The following is a 14,414-nucleotide window of genomic DNA, read 5'->3' on the forward strand; positions in this document are numbered from 1 at the left end:
AAACGTGATACCAGCTGTATTTGTAGTGTTTTCACTTTTCTTGCTTATATAGAAACTAAGTTGAGTCAGTAATATAGTCATTCCGCTATAAAAGTATTACGGCTTTAACCTTGCTTGAAGTAGTAGATATACATCTACACTTGGTTGCCTTGTACTATTTTAAATGGAATCGACTATATTACTGACTCAACTTAGTTTCTATATAAGCAAGAAAAGTGAAAACACTACAAATACAGCTGGTATCACGTTTGAGGCTAACAAGCGTGACATAGCTGTATTATTATTTAGGACTTACAGGCAGCGCTCGCTTCCTTTGCTTTGGCATACACTGCTTGGGCATCTAGTCCCATGGCACTTACATCTGCCAAATATTTTTTGGTGCCTGCTTCTAATGGTATGCTCCATTTTGGATCATTTAGCGGGTCAGGAATGTCAATCATCACATCGCCGCGAGCTTTAGCTTCGCTGCTGTATTTAGCCGCTTCTGTATCAAACACGTTAGCCGCTATGTCTGACATTACCTTGCCAGTGTTATCGTCCATAATTTTCTTTAGGTCATCAGGCAAATCAGCATATTTGTCTTTATTCATAGTTACGACCAAGGCCGAGCTATAAAAAGGCATATTGGTATGGGTGTTTACCACATCAGTCAATTTGAAAGATCCGGTTGGACTCCATGGAAATGCCATGCCATCCACCACACCACGTTGTAATGAGGTATATAAATCGGTTGCTGGTAGGCCAACAGGCGCGCCACCTGCCGCTTCAATAATATCGCCGCCAATCGCAGAAGGACGGCGAATACGCATGCCTTTCATATCGGCAGGAGTACGTATCGGTTTATCAACCGTATGTAAGGTGCTGGGCTCACTGCCTATCATGAACAATAAGTGCGTGTCGTCATATTCGCTAGACACCACCCCCTCATCATAGAGCGTTTGCAGCATACAGCTCATTTGACTAGCAGAGCTCGACAATCCTGGCAGCTCAGCTATTTGAGTCAATGGAAATCGTCCATTGATATAACCCTGAACTTGCACTCCTAAATCAACGGTTCCCTTAGCCACCGCTTCATACGTAGCATCTGGCTTACTAAGTGTGGCTGAAGGATAAATTTCTATTTTCAGTCTACCACCCGACTCTTTTTCGATTTTGTTTGCCCAAGGCACAAAAGCATCGGTATGCATGACTGCTGATGCTGGCCACAAATGTGAAAAACGCAACGTGGTCACATCGTTAGCGCCTGTGGTTGCGCCATCTTCTTTTGAACAGCCACTCAAGCTTAATAAAGTTGCTAACGCGATGGTCAGTGGAAGGGGAAGTTTCATCGTAGAATCCTTTCTTAGTGGGTTGATGGCTAATTGTGTTTGGTAAACACAAGAAAAAACAGATAAAGAATGCCGATCATCATGCGATTTAATGCATCTTTAACTGCTGTGCGAACCTGCTTAAAAGAGTCAGATATTTACTAGCATGTATTGAAAATACTTTACATTTCAACTAAAATTAGCAGTCACTAATGCACTTGTCAATCAGTAAAATTAAAAAAACATGTAATAACTTCTACAAACATCAAACCATTTATACATAAAAACCAATTAAATCAATGCTATACATTACAATTTGATCGTTTTACATAATAAACTCATGACAGAAAAAATAATGACAGCAACCTCAATTGCTAACAACAATATACTCTAAAGGTATTTTATTGAGAGAAAACTCAACTTAAGCCAACTACTAGTAAATTTAATATTAAAAACATACAGGCATCAAAAAGTGCTACTAATGCGTATTTTCTAAATTACTGCGCTACCTAGTCATACCAGTTAGTCACACCCAAATTTTTGAAAAATCACACACTAGCAGCACTATATTTTTGGACAGTACCATCTTACCTACTGAAAAAATTAACCCTCATGCAAAAACTTATGCATTAATCCATTACCTTGTGTTAAATAGATTCTCGCTTATGAACCACATTTTCTTCTTCGTATATTTGGTAAATCACTCCTAATAGTGTCTTTAGTAAATCTGATTTGTCAAAATGTCTAACATTCATAATGACAGGTGATGTCAACAGCCCATCTTCAAAAGGAATATAAGCCACTTCCTTCTCACGCAAATGCTCAAGCGATTGAGGCACAATAGTTATACCCACTCCTGCGGCGACCAAACCTAATGCTACATGTAGCTCGCTGACTTCTGAAAAAGAAGTGGGTTCAATATTTCGGTCTTCAAACAAACCTAAAATATAGTCAATAAAACTGGGTCTTGGCGCTTTAGGATATAACAGTAAGTTTTCGTCGATCAAATCAGCAATGCCAATAGTACTACGCTTTTGCTGCATAATATGATGATCTATAGGGACGGCAACCACCAAGCTTTCTTCTCGTAACAAAATATGCCTGACTGACGCATCATCAAATAATAATCTGCCAAAACCCACATCTATTTTGCCACTGGTCAGCGCTTGCGTCTGCTGCCACGAATTTAGCTCATGTAGCTTAATTTGTATATTAGGATACACTTTACGAAAGCGTGAAATCACTCGCGGTAGCGTGCCATACAAAATAGAGGCTACAAAACCGATAGACAGAGACCCATCAAAAGTGCCTTTACGCATGGTCATCGTACGCAAATTATCAGACTTTTTTATGATTTGTATTGCATGTTCATAAAAGAAAATACCTGCTTCCGTTAACTTTAAGGGACGCTGATCTCTGTCTATTAAAACAACGCCAACCTCTTCTTCTAATTGTTTTATTTGGCGGCTGAGTGGTGGCTGCGAGATATATAAACGTTCAGCGGCCTTGTTAAAGCTTTTCTCTTCAGCCACGGCTATAAAGTAACGCAAGTGCCTAAGTTCCATGTTTTACCTCTCTATAATTTTAATGATCGATTCACCATCAAAGCGTGGTTTGATACTTCATTAAATGTACAAGCTGTCATTATAGTATACCTAAAAGGTATTAAAGAGCGTTATATTAGGTCTTAGACAAAATCAGTCACAAAACCTATAGTTAATGGCGAACTTAAAGGATTAATGACAAAGGATAAAAATAAATATGATTCGTTCAATTCAGACATTATTGGTTCCCATTCCTACTATTCGAGCCCATAAATTGGCTTGCACGGTAATGAACGAGCAGACCTTGGTCTTGGTTCATATTAAAACAGAAGACGGCTATGAAGGTTGGGGAGAAGCCACCACTATTGGTGGATTAAACTATGCAGAAGAAAGTCCTCATAGTATCAAGACCAATATAGACACGTACTTTACGCCACTATTACTTAAAGAAGCGCCCGCTTCTACTGCAAAAGCCATGCAGTTATTGAACAAACAAATTAGCGGTAATCGCTTTGCCAAATGCGCAATCGAAACTGCACTGCTAGATATAGAAGGCAAGCGCTTGGGCATTCCTGTCAGCGAACTGTTGGGTGGCCGCGTTCGTGATGAATTGGGCGTGGCGTGGACGCTAGCCAGTGGTAACACCGAAAAAGATATCGCTGAAGCCAAGCTAATGATTGAGCAAAAAAAGCATCAAATATTTAAGCTGAAAATTGGTAGTAACCCGATTGACCAAGACCTTGCCCATGTTCTAGCGATTAAACAAGCCTTACCCAACTGCCGTATTACAGTGGATGTGAATCAAGCATGGACTGAGCTTGAAGCAATGAAGGGCATCAAGTGCCTACAAGACGGCCTTATAGATTTAATCGAACAGCCTATAACCATGCGCAATAAAGCTGGTTTAAAACGTCTAAAAGAGCATTTTGATGTCGCCATCATGGCAGATGAGATTGTTCAAGACCCACAAAATGCCTTCCATTTAGCAGCTGAACACTGTGCGGATGTATTCGCCGTTAAGATCAATCAAGCAGGCGGTCTAAAAGCAGGTTGCCTCATTGGACAAATGGCACATCTGGCAGGCATTGATTTATATGGTGGCACTATGCTAGAAGGCCCTATTGGCACTGCGGCCTCGGCTCATGTGTTCTCCACATTTCCTAGCTTGAATTTTGATACTGAACTGTTTGGCCCATTATTGCTGACTGATGATATTTTGGTGCGTCCACTTGACTATCAAAACTTCAATTTAACTGTGCCAACAGGCGCAGGTCTAGGTATCGAAGTAGATCAAGACAAAGTTTACCACTATGCCAAAAAGATTCATGCGCTAGGTTAATAAGAACACAATCAGTATCCAGTTTTTAACTTTTTTACTTATAGACAGAAAACCAATTACTAAGGAAATACTCATGTTATACCACGTACGTATGGATGTATTGATACCAACCGATATGGATGCCAACAAAGTGGCAGAGCTAAAAGCGGTAGAAAAAGCATTATCGCAAGAGCTGCAAGAGCAAGGTAAATGGCGTCATATCTGGCGACTGGCTGGTGAATATTCTAACTTTAGTATCTTTGATGTTGAAAGCAACGAAGAGCTACACGACATCATGATGTCATTACCACTTTACCCTTACATGAAAGTTGAAGTGACTCCATTACTGCGCCACCCTTCTTCTGTACGTAGTGATGACAGCTAAATTGTTGTTTCATAAAGCATATATTTAATAAATCACGTATTTAACAAAGCAAAAAAAACTATATGATTGAAAATCACATGGTTTAAAAATTAAAGAAATAGGTAATAAAAATATTGGGTCAGAGTACTCAATTCAAAATCCTAATATTTCAAAATATAGAACAGTCCTCAACAAGGAGAGAGACATGGAACACAAAAACATAGAAGCATTAGCAGAAAAATTCATCAAAGGTAAGATTGACTTTCCTGATCAAGTAAACCCACGCGTGCAAGAGATTACTTTGCGTATCGTAGGTGACTTGATGAAAGCCATTAATGATTTGCGCATCACTGCTGACGAATACTGGGCAGGCGTTGAGTATATTGGCGATCTAGGTAAGGAAGCTGGCTTGCTATCACCAGGCCTAGGTTTTGATCATTTCATAGACTTAATGATCGAAGAAGACATGAAAGAAGCTGGATTAGAAGGTGGCACAGTGCGCACTATTGAAGGCCCATTGTATGTAGCTGGTGCACCAGAAAGTAAAGGCTTTGCTCGTTTAGACGATGGTACTGATGACGAAGAAGGCACCGTACTATTCATGCAAGGTACGGTTTATGACGAAGATGGAAAACCTGTGCCAAATGCCAAAGTTGAAGCATGGCATGCCAATAGTTTAGGCAATTATTCATTTTTTGATGAGTCGCAGTCTGAGTTTAACCTTCGCCGTACGATCATCACTGATGAAAATGGCCATTATGGTTTCCGCAGTATCGTTCCTCTTGGCTACTCCGTACCACCTGAAGGCATGACCCAGAAAGTATTGGGTGCCTTAGGTCGCCATGGTCATCGACCTGCTCACGTGCATTTCTTTGTAAGTGCTGATGGTCTGCGTAAATTGACCACCCAGATAAACATCGATGGTGATGAATATTTGTGGGATGACTTTGCATTTGCTAGCCGTGAAGGCTTGGTACCAGAAGTTACTATGGTTGAAGATACCGACCAGCTTAGCGAGAAAGGGCTTGATAAACCTTACGCTTCTATCAACTTTGACTTCCACTTGTTGAAAAATACCCAAACGGATGTACATGGTAGCGAAGTGGAACGTCGCCGCGTACAAGGCTAATCCATATTTATCATAAATATGAGAAGAACAGAACATTCAAAACCTAAAAGTTATTTAATACCACTCAATACTGTTATTAATCTACGCTTAACACTGCTTTAAAGGTGGTGTTAGGCCTAAGTATTAAATATAAGCATTAAACATACCCTAACACTACTAACGAGTTTGGGTAGCACGCATGCACAGTGTGAAAAAACACTTATCAAATAACTTATGAGAAAGGGAAGTTTCATGAAAAAAGTTTTGAATAAATCTGCCTTAATTCTAGCTGCTTTAAGCCTACCGTTTGCTGTTCACGCATCTGACTCTCAATATGTGCCAGGCCTTGAAGGGATCAAAGCTAGCGTTGCACCACCACCTGGTGTGTACTATAGAGGTTATATAGCAAATTATAGCGCCGACAAAAATGAAGCTTTGCCTGATGATAGTAAGGTAAGTGCAACCGCATTGGTCAACAGAGCGATATGGGTTACCCCTCAAAAGTTTTTGGGTGGTGACGTAATCCTAGATGCGATTGTACCTTTGGTAAATACGGATATTGACGTTGGTGGTCAAAATATTGGCGAAAGAACAGGGCTTGCAAGTTCGTATGCTAGTGGGCTACTTGCTTGGCATGGCGATAGATGGGACACAATCGCTGGTGTAGGTTACTACTTTAACGAGACTGGCGATTACGATGAAAATCGAGCTGCAAGTGCTGGTAGAGGCTATGATTCTCTTTCATTCACCCTCGGTGGCAACGTTAAACTGAACAAAGCTGGTGATATAGATCTGAGTGCCTTAGGTACTTATGAAGTCCCTAAAGCACCTAAAGCAGACGGTCTTGATGAAGAGCTTATGGTTGAGTGGGGTTTAAGTAAAAGCTACGGTCTTCTTGATGTTGGACTGGTTGGCTATAACACGTTTGAGACTGGCGATGGTGATGAGAAAAGAAATGCACTTGGCTTATCTATGGCCTATTTCTCTCCACCTCTTTTACTAGGTGGTGATGTTGCCATTTATAAAGAGTACTCAAATGAAAACACCTTTGAGGGCAACCTTATTAGAGCATCATTGACGAAAGCATTTTAAAAGTAGCGGTATTAACGCCACTATAAAACGCAGACATCTCTCATAGTGCGCTGCTGGAATAAGTTCTTCTAAGCCTTTGGTTTGAATGAGTCAAAATGAAATTCTCCTTCAGCAAGCGATAAACTTATACCAGCAGCACTGTGCTTTTAAACCGTATTACTTAACCGAGCTCACTTAACCGAGCTCACTTAACCGAGCTCACTTAACCGAGCATAGTTAACTGAGCACAATTTTTAATTGAAACACCCTTAGTGCAATTCTGCATGACCAACAATTCTATATCGTCAAAAACAACACTTAAAATATGTTTATCACTTTTTTATAGAATAGGACGTAAATATGATTAATAAAGCCGAAAACAATATGACTGAGGCACTCAGCCAAATAAAAAATGATGCTACCATTATGATTGGTGGCTTTGGAACGGCTGGACAACCTGCTGAGCTAATTGATGGACTTATTGATCTTGGCGTCAAAGATTTAGTTATTATCAATAATAATGCAGGTAATGGTGATTATGGCTTGGCCAAACTGCTCAAGACTGGTGCCGTTCGCAAAATTATTTGCTCATTTCCGCGCCAGTCTGACTCTTGGGTATTTGATGAGCTGTACCATAGTGGCAAGATTGAGCTCGAGTTAGTACCACAAGGTAATTTAGCATGCCGAATTCAAGCAGCGGGTACAGGTTTAGGAGCAGTTTATACACCAACGGGCTTTGGTACAGCGCTCGCCGAAGGTAAAGAAACTCGTCATATTGATGGCAAGGACTATGTGCTCGAATACCCAATCAAAGCCGATTTTGCTTTGATTAAAGCATTTAAAGGCGACCGTTGGGGAAATCTCGTCTATCGAAAATCGGCACGTAATTTTGGTCCTATCATGGCGATGGCTGCTGATGTAACCATCGCTCAAGTGTCAGAGGTAGTGGAATTGGGCGTGCTGGACCCTGAACATATTATTACGCCTGGCATCTTTGTTCAGAACGTGGTGCAAGTTCAAACAGCAAATGCGACCGATACAGCCAATACCTAGTTACTGGTAATGATGTAGATACTGATACTTTACAAGGAGCGACATTATGAGCCATACCCCATTAACACGTGACCAAATCGCTGAACGTGCGGCTCAAGATATTCCAGATGGTGCCTATGTCAATTTAGGTATTGGTCTGCCAACAAAAATTGCAAAATTCCTACCTGATGATAAAGATGTTTTTTTACATTCAGAAAATGGTTTATTGGCCTTTGGTCCATCGCCTGTTAAAGGGCAAGAAGATCCTGAACTGATTAATGCTGGTAAAGAGTATGTGACCATGCTTGCTGGTGGCAGCTTTTTTCATCATGGAGACTCTTTTGCCATGATGCGTGGTGGTCATATAGATATTTGTGCATTGGGTGCTTTTCAAGTAGCCGAAAACGGTGACTTGGCCAATTGGAGCACTGGTGCTGAAGGTGCCATACCTGCAGTTGGTGGCGCTATGGATTTAGCCGTTGGTGCCAAAAAAGTCTTTGTGATGACCAATCATACAAACAAAACTGGTGACCCTAAAATCGTCAGCGAACTGACCTACCCTGTTACTGGTAAAAATTGCGTTGATCGTATTTATACTGACTTGTGTGTGATTGATGTCACTGATAAAGGCATGGTTGTCACCGAAATGGTTGATCACTTAAGTTTCGCTGATTTACAGGCTTTGACAGGTGCTCAACTGATAGATGCCACTACCCTACTATAGTAAGTATAAGTATAAAAAGGATACGATTATGTCTGACTCGACCACTGGTTTAAATAACGCCTATATCATTGATGCCATTCGTACACCATTTGGCCGTTATGGCGGCGGACTGGCGGCAGTGCGCGCTGATGACTTAGGCGCTATTCCTATCAAAGCACTCATGGAACGTAATAGCCAAGTTGACTGGCAACAAGTTGATGATGTCGTTTATGGCTGTGCCAACCAAAGCGGCGAAGACAATCGTAACGTTGGCCGTATGTCATCACTATTAGCCGGCATGCCATATCAAGTACCTGCCACTACCGTTAACCGTTTATGCGGATCATCGATGGATGCCTTAGCTATCGCTGCGCGAGCCATTAAAGCCGGTGAAGCACATTTAATTGTAGCAGGCGGTGTTGAGAGCATGAGCCGTGCACCATTTGTCATGGGCAAGTCAGACAGCGCTTTTGGCCGTGGCCAAAAAATTGAAGACACTACCATGGGCTGGCGTTTCGTTAATCCCAAATTAGACGCACTGTACGGCACTGAATCGATGCCACAGACGGCTGAAAACGTGGCAGAACAGTTTCATATTAACCGTGCTGATCAAGATGCATTTGCGCTACGTAGTCAACAACGTACCGCAAATGCACAAGCATCTGGATTTTTTGACAGTGAAATCATACCAGTCAATATTCCTCAGCGTAAAGGAGATCCAGTCGTTATTAGTACTGATGAGCATCCACGAGCAGACACCACTATTGAGAAGCTAACGAAATTACGCCCAATCGTTAGTACAACAGGGACTGTAACCGCCGGTAATGCCTCTGGTATTAATGATGGCGCGGCGGCTTTCTTAGTAGCGTCAGAGCACGCTGTCAAGCAATTCAATCTAAAACCACGTGCCCGTATTGTTGCTTCAACCACAGTAGGCGTTGAGCCTCGTATTATGGGCTTTGCGCCTGCCCCTGCCATCAAAAAACTACTTAAGCATACAGGTTTATCACTTGATCAAATGGATGTCATTGAGCTAAATGAAGCCTTCTCCTCTCAATCGTTAGCCTGTACACGAGATTTGGGTTTGCCTGATGATAGCGTGCGTGTCAACCCAAATGGTGGTGCTATTTCACTGGGCCACCCACTTGGTGCCTCGGGTGCAAGGTTGGTTTTAACCGCCCTTAATCAGCTAGAACAGACTAGTAAACGCTATGCCATTTGCTCTATGTGTATTGGTGTTGGTCAAGGTATCGCCATGATCATTGAGCGTATTGACAGCTAACTAATAGTTCAAGATAAACGTATTTTTCACTAGGTAAAAAACAATCCCCTCCTCACATGCTCTTCAAAAGTAAGGACCTTTATCATGCCTGTATTAGAAAATAAAGACATCACTCTGAATTATGCCACTTTTGGCGATAGCAACGACCCTGCCCTAATATTTTCCAATTCTCTAGGCACTAGCTATCATATGTGGCAACCACAAATCGATATCTTACAAGCCGATTACTTTATCATTTGCTACGATACTCGTGGTCATGGGAAGTCATCAGCACCTAATGGCCCTTATAGTTTGGCTCAGCTTGGGCAAGATGTGATCGATCTGTTAAATCACCTACATGTTGATAAAGCATTTTTTTGTGGCATTTCAATGGGTGGTATGACTGGTCAGTGGCTAGCCATTAATCACCCAGATCGCTTTGAGCACTTGCTATTGTGTAATACCGCAGCCAAAATTGGCTCAGAAGCACCATGGCTTGAGCGTGCGGCATTAGTACGTGAGAACGGGCTGGACGATATCGCCAAAACAGCAGCATCACGTTGGTTTACAGCTGGTTTTATTGAACAGTATCCTGATGTGGTTAGAGCACTATCCAATGCTCTTGCGGCTGGTAGTGCAGAAGGCTATGCCAGCTGCTGCGAAGCGTTGTCTACTGCCGATACTCGAGAGCATCTAAAAGATATTCGCGTACCAGTTACAGTGTTGGCAGGCTCTCAAGACCCTGTTACTACCGTTGCTGATGGTCAGTATATGGTTGATAACATTCCAAACTCAACGCTTGCCACGATTGATGCATCACATATCTCAAATATCGAACAGCCAGACGTATTTACTCAGCTGATACGTAATCACCTAAGTAAGTAAGTAAGTAAGTAAGTATTTTTTTAGCTAAGTGATACTAGTCACTTTTAACTATAATCATTTTTGTATCACATGGTGAATTATATTCTTGTTCTTACAAAACGTAGACGCACCATCGAATACTATTAGAAGCAATTAAAAGACCTCACAACCTAGCAGTTGTGAGGTCTTTTAATGTCTTATCGCACCATAACATCGCATAACTTACGATAACTTTTCACAACAGTATTTTGAGGGTATATCTAGCAGATATCTGAAAATACTTTTAAACGGAATATCAAACTGCTAATTTCAACGCTCATTCTTTAGGGGGTTAATGCTCCAAAAATCTTGGGGCAGTTCAGTATAAGATCTATAGCTTTCTCAGGCCTTTATTATTAGGTGAGATTGTCAATATTAGAATTTTGAAATAATCATTGTCTACTAATTTCAGTCCTAAAAACTCAAGATAAAATCATCGAAATATAACCGCCAATCAAAGCTAAGACGGTCGTAAGCGCATAACTGACAGGGTAAGGTATAGCAGCAACTGAACTTTTTGACTCTTCCATAATGGCGTTTAGTCCAGGTGTACTATTTCTAGCGCCAGTGGCGGCACCATCAGCAATGATTGAGTTAAGTTTAAAGAATTTCACCCCTATCCAGAAGGCAACGAGCGGTGGTATTAACGCACCTGCTATTCCAATTACTGCTAGCCATAATAGAGTATCACCATGTAAGGCTGTAATAACTTTAGGCCCAACATTGGCGGCTAAAACTGCCACAAAAACGTTTAAACCAAAATCTTGCAAGAAGCTTCTGGCGCCTTCATGTATCGGACCACCAAACTCAGGGTTGCGACTGCGAAAATAACTAACGGCAATCCCAGCAAGAATACACCCTGCTGAAGTTCCTAGTGCAAATGGAATACCTGCAATTCGGACCGTTATAATACCGACTAAATATCCGATAACCATCGCAACGGCAAGATAAATTATTTCAGACTTCATGGTTGGTAATATTACTCGTCCTCCCAAGCGTTGCCCTGCCATATTTAAAGCCACATCCGGACCTGCTAGTCTAATCACATCTCCGAAATAAATCTGTGTTTTAGGACCTAGTGGAATTTCATTACCTGCTCTAAATAAAGCTTGAACAGTAACACCTCCTATTCCAAACTCGCTGAGGTCATGAATGTTTTGACCTGAGATATCATGAGAGCCGATGTGAATATCTGCAACTTCTATAGGGACACTGCGAGCCAATTGATCATCAGCTTCAGGACCAATGAGTTCATTGTCTACAAAGATTAAATCGTGAATATTGGCTCTAACCGTAACGATATCGTTCAGTTGAACGATAGGATCATCTGATAACTCTACAATCGCGCCACTTCTAACCAAACGTAAAATAGGCGCTTGCGGATACTCTTTGACTAACGCTGAGATACTTTTGCCAACAATGTTTTTGTGAGTCACATAAAAGGCGCGTAAATCATACGGTGAAAAACCCAGTGTTAATGCCTGAGGTGCCCCAGGTAAAGGATCTGTAGCACCGCCATTATAATTAGCTTCAGCGGCTTTAGCCTCTTCAGCAGAGTTGTAACCAAAAATCTTAGGTAAATAGCGAATGAGTAAAATAATACCAACAGTGGATAAGACATAGCTAACGGCATAGGCTGCAGCCATATTGGCACCAACTTCTTCCGCTGTTATTTCTGACGGTGGTATATAGGCACCACTCGATAAAGCGCCTTGCCCCACTCCTAGTATGGCCGTTATGGTATAGCTGCCAGAGATAAGTCCTGTTGCATATCCAGGTGCTAAGCCTGCAAACTTTGCCCCAAAAAAGCAGATAATCCAGTTTAGTGACCAGACAATGACACCGATACTAATGAATGCCAAACCACCTTTTTTTAATCCAGCAAAAAACTGAGGTCCAACTTTAAGCCCTAAAGCATACATAAAAAGAAGGAGCATAAAGGTTGAAAGAACCCCTGGTATGGCATAAGTAATATCATAAGCAGACTGTGCAATCATCGAAAGCACAACCCCTACCAGCAAAGTACCTGCTGTTGACCCTAAAGAGATATTCTTGATACTACGATTACCAATATAAGTACCTAAAGCTAATGATAACAAGATAAATACTATGGGCTGATTATCCAGCAGTTGAAAAAATCCATGTAAGCCTGAAGCAGTAACAGGCTCTATCTTATCGAATATCTGACCGACTACAGTAGGATTACTCATAATGCTCTTCTATGTGTGATGAAAGGTACGAGTAGAGCTAGAATGTGAAACTGGATGCGCTTTATAGTATTCAACAGCGGCTTTAATATCACGTAATAACAACGCGGCCATATCTCGACTGATACCATGACGAATTAAGATGCGTTGAATAACCGTATCCTGACGATCATTTGGTAGCGGATAAGAGGCTATTTGCCAACCATGTTGACGAACCTTGTCAGATAAATCATAGAGATTGAAACCCCAGTCTCCTTCTTTTAGGGTATAACTAAGAGCAGGTAAACCACCTCGTCCATCATAAAACATCTCAAACGGACCTAACTTTGAGATTTCGTCTGCTAACCATTGAGCGGTATCTACACAGGCTTGTTGAACACCTCTATAACCTTCAAAGCCTAATCGTAAAAAATTATAGTATTGCGCGACAATTTGACCACCTGGTCGAGAAAAGTTAAGCGCAAAGGTTGCCATGTTTCCACCTAGATAATCTACATAGAATATCAAATCTTCTGGCAAGTCTTCTTCTGATCGCCAAACTACCCAGCCGACACCTAGTGGTGCCAGACCGTATTTATGACCACTCGCATTGATAGACTTCACTCTATCGATACGAAAATCCCACTCAAGTTCAGGTTGAATGAAGGGCGCTATAAATCCACCCGAAGCGGCATCTACATGAATAGGTATGTCCCATCCTTTTTCGCTTTGAATATCATCTAGCTCTTTTGCCATCGCAGCGACGTCTTCATACACACAAGTGTAAGTCACCCCTAAGGTAGGAATGACACCAATGGTATTTTCATCAACATAGTCTTTTATTTTTTTGGGATTGGTACTAACCTCATTACCTTCAAGTGGAATTTGACGAAGCTCAACATCAAAATACCGCGCAAATTTATGCCAACAAATCTGTACTGGCCCAACGACCAAATTGGGCTTTGAGGCATCTAATCCTGCTGATTCACGTTTTTGACGCCAGCGCCACTTCATGGCTAATCCGCCAAGCATACAAGCTTCTGATGAGCCCGTAGTTGAGCAACCAAGAGTCGTATGAGCTTGTGGGCTATTCCATAGATCAGCTAAGATATGAACACAACGCGCTTCCATTTCAGCAGTCTGTGGGTATTCATCCTTATCAATCATGTTTTTATCGACACATAAGTCCATGATGTCATGAACCTCATCTTCCATCCATGTCGTACAAAATGTAGCCAGATTCTGCTTGGCATTGCCATCGAGAAGCAGCTCATCTTTTATAAACTGAGCAACAACTTCTGGCTGAGTACTATTTTGAGGCAATTGAAATTTATTGAGTAGCGTATTACTCATTGGGTCTTCGTAAACGTCTTCGCTAATAGGATCTATCCGATTTCGGTTGTGTAAAGGCATAATCTAACGTTCCTTTATATGATTGAAAACTCATTGTATGTGTCGACCTATAAATATTAGATACCTTTGCAAGTTTAGAATATGTTGCCTTATTGTTAAGTTAAATTTATATGATAGTTATGTTATTGTTAAACGAAGTAATATTTATCTTAAATAAATATTTAAATTAACTAACTGAATTATGGGCTATATTTGTAGGCATTA

Annotated in this window: 12 protein-coding genes; 8 read left to right on the plus strand and 4 right to left on the minus strand. The window is 41.2% G+C overall.

The features are described from left to right. Positions 1 to 284: 284 nt before the first annotated feature. Both ACZW67_RS10650 and ACZW67_RS10655 read right to left on the minus strand, forming a co-directional pair. A complete protein-coding gene (locus ACZW67_RS10650; RefSeq protein ID WP_465183225.1) occupies positions 285 to 1,328 on the minus strand; it encodes a TRAP transporter substrate-binding protein in 1,044 nt (347 codons plus the stop codon). A gap of 626 nt (positions 1,329 to 1,954) precedes the next feature. Then, positions 1,955 to 2,872, minus strand: coding sequence for a LysR family transcriptional regulator (locus tag ACZW67_RS10655; protein ID WP_465183226.1), 918 nt, complete (start codon positions 2,870 to 2,872; stop codon positions 1,955 to 1,957). Positions 2,873 to 3,068: 196 nt separating this feature from the next. On the opposite strand from ACZW67_RS10655, the gene ACZW67_RS10660 reads away from it, so the two are divergent. The 8 genes from ACZW67_RS10660 to pcaD all read left to right on the plus strand — a co-directional run bounded on the left by ACZW67_RS10660 (position 3,069) and on the right by pcaD (position 10,593). Further along, positions 3,069 to 4,190: a muconate/chloromuconate family cycloisomerase gene (locus tag ACZW67_RS10660; protein WP_465183227.1), complete on the plus strand. Its 1,122-nt coding sequence runs from the start codon at positions 3,069 to 3,071 to the stop codon at positions 4,188 to 4,190. A 73-nt stretch (positions 4,191 to 4,263) separates the two neighbouring features. Continuing rightward, positions 4,264 to 4,554: a muconolactone Delta-isomerase gene (gene catC / locus ACZW67_RS10665; protein WP_298809979.1), complete on the plus strand. Its 291-nt coding sequence runs from the start codon at positions 4,264 to 4,266 to the stop codon at positions 4,552 to 4,554. A 184-nt stretch (positions 4,555 to 4,738) separates the two neighbouring features. Next, positions 4,739 to 5,662 carry a catechol 1,2-dioxygenase gene (gene catA, locus ACZW67_RS10670; protein WP_465183228.1) on the plus strand — a complete coding sequence of 308 codons (924 nt, stop codon included), beginning with the start codon at positions 4,739 to 4,741 and terminating at the stop codon, positions 5,660 to 5,662. 231 nt (positions 5,663 to 5,893) lie between these two features. Beyond that, positions 5,894 to 6,733 carry a SphA family protein gene (locus ACZW67_RS10675; RefSeq protein ID WP_465183229.1) on the plus strand — a complete coding sequence of 280 codons (840 nt, stop codon included), beginning with the start codon at positions 5,894 to 5,896 and terminating at the stop codon, positions 6,731 to 6,733. Between the two features lie 339 nt (positions 6,734 to 7,072). Continuing rightward, positions 7,073 to 7,765, plus strand: coding sequence for a 3-oxoacid CoA-transferase subunit A (locus ACZW67_RS10680; RefSeq protein WP_465183230.1), 693 nt, complete (start codon positions 7,073 to 7,075; stop codon positions 7,763 to 7,765). Positions 7,766 to 7,811: 46 nt separating this feature from the next. Continuing rightward, on the plus strand, positions 7,812 to 8,468 hold the full coding sequence (locus tag ACZW67_RS10685; protein WP_465183231.1) for a 3-oxoacid CoA-transferase subunit B: 657 nt from the start codon (positions 7,812 to 7,814) through the stop codon (positions 8,466 to 8,468). Positions 8,469 to 8,496: 28 nt separating this feature from the next. Then, entirely contained in the window at positions 8,497 to 9,729 is a 1,233-nt protein-coding gene (gene pcaF, locus ACZW67_RS10690; protein ID WP_465183232.1) for a 3-oxoadipyl-CoA thiolase, read from the plus strand. Between the two features lie 84 nt (positions 9,730 to 9,813). Beyond that, positions 9,814 to 10,593, plus strand: a complete 780-nt coding sequence (gene pcaD, locus ACZW67_RS10695; protein ID WP_465183233.1) for a 3-oxoadipate enol-lactonase — start codon at positions 9,814 to 9,816, stop codon at positions 10,591 to 10,593. 440 nt (positions 10,594 to 11,033) lie between these two features. Here the strand turns inward: pcaD and ACZW67_RS10700 are convergent, their stop codons facing one another. Further along, the gene (locus ACZW67_RS10700) at positions 11,034 to 12,821 is read right to left on the minus strand and encodes an aspartate:alanine exchanger family transporter (RefSeq protein ID WP_465183234.1); all 1,788 of its coding nucleotides are present in this window, start codon (positions 12,819 to 12,821) and stop codon (positions 11,034 to 11,036) included. Between the two features lie 9 nt (positions 12,822 to 12,830). Then, a complete protein-coding gene (locus tag ACZW67_RS10705) occupies positions 12,831 to 14,210 on the minus strand; it encodes a glutamate decarboxylase (protein ID WP_465183235.1) in 1,380 nt (459 codons plus the stop codon). Positions 14,211 to 14,414: the final 204 nt, after the last annotated feature.

This window comes from Psychrobacter sp. TPE 89C (assembly GCF_055522395.1).

Excerpts from the sequence above, each read along its gene's own strand:
- ACZW67_RS10650 (WP_465183225.1), bottom strand. The coding sequence starts at position 1,328 with ATGAAACTTCCCCTTCCACTGACCATCGCGTTAGCAACTTTATTAAGC.
- pcaD (WP_465183233.1), top strand. The coding sequence starts at position 9,814 with ATGCCTGTATTAGAAAATAAAGACATCACTCTGAATTATGCCACTTTT.
- ACZW67_RS10685 (WP_465183231.1), top strand. The coding sequence starts at position 7,812 with ATGAGCCATACCCCATTAACACGTGACCAAATCGCTGAACGTGCGGCT.
- ACZW67_RS10680 (WP_465183230.1), top strand. The coding sequence starts at position 7,073 with ATGATTAATAAAGCCGAAAACAATATGACTGAGGCACTCAGCCAAATA.
- catA (WP_465183228.1), top strand. The coding sequence starts at position 4,739 with ATGGAACACAAAAACATAGAAGCATTAGCAGAAAAATTCATCAAAGGT.
- ACZW67_RS10675 (WP_465183229.1), top strand. The coding sequence starts at position 5,894 with ATGAAAAAAGTTTTGAATAAATCTGCCTTAATTCTAGCTGCTTTAAGC.
- catC (WP_298809979.1), top strand. The coding sequence starts at position 4,264 with ATGTTATACCACGTACGTATGGATGTATTGATACCAACCGATATGGAT.
- ACZW67_RS10660 (WP_465183227.1), top strand. The coding sequence starts at position 3,069 with ATGATTCGTTCAATTCAGACATTATTGGTTCCCATTCCTACTATTCGA.
- ACZW67_RS10700 (WP_465183234.1), bottom strand. The coding sequence starts at position 12,821 with ATGAGTAATCCTACTGTAGTCGGTCAGATATTCGATAAGATAGAGCCT.
- ACZW67_RS10705 (WP_465183235.1), bottom strand. The coding sequence starts at position 14,210 with ATGCCTTTACACAACCGAAATCGGATAGATCCTATTAGCGAAGACGTT.
- ACZW67_RS10655 (WP_465183226.1), bottom strand. The coding sequence starts at position 2,872 with ATGGAACTTAGGCACTTGCGTTACTTTATAGCCGTGGCTGAAGAGAAA.
- pcaF (WP_465183232.1), top strand. The coding sequence starts at position 8,497 with ATGTCTGACTCGACCACTGGTTTAAATAACGCCTATATCATTGATGCC.